The organism is Psychrobacter sp. 16-MNA-CIBAN-0192 (assembly GCF_040309565.1).
In the GTDB taxonomy this organism is placed as follows: domain Bacteria; phylum Pseudomonadota; class Gammaproteobacteria; order Pseudomonadales; family Moraxellaceae; genus Psychrobacter.
This window is the reverse complement of record NZ_JBEOOX010000469.1, coordinates 1-255: the sequence shown is the minus strand read 5'-3', so window position 1 is coordinate 255 and position 255 is coordinate 1. Positions and strand designations below refer to the sequence as shown.

Below are 255 nucleotides of genomic sequence, written 5' to 3'. Positions count from 1 at the left end.
ATGTAATCGCTTTTCATGGATTTTGCTTAACATTAAATCTCGTTCATTAGCATCAATTCTTTTTGTATAAAATGCATCATTAATAGCATTTGAAACAACTTCGATTAAGGCTCCTAACTCATCCTCACTATTTTTTATATCTTTTAGTAAGTCTTTATTTTCTCGAGATATGTATAATTTTTGAGTATTCAAATAATTTTCATAATAATCATCTAAGTTTTGTTCAGCTAAACTAAATCCAAGGCAGGCTATTAC

At 27.5% G+C, this 255-nt stretch carries 1 protein-coding gene; it reads right to left on the bottom strand.

All coding sequences use genetic code 11. The annotated features are described in order from the left end of the window. The coding region (locus AAEY78_RS14005) for a hypothetical protein (protein ID WP_352339990.1) at nucleotides 1–255 on the bottom strand (255 nt) is incomplete at both ends.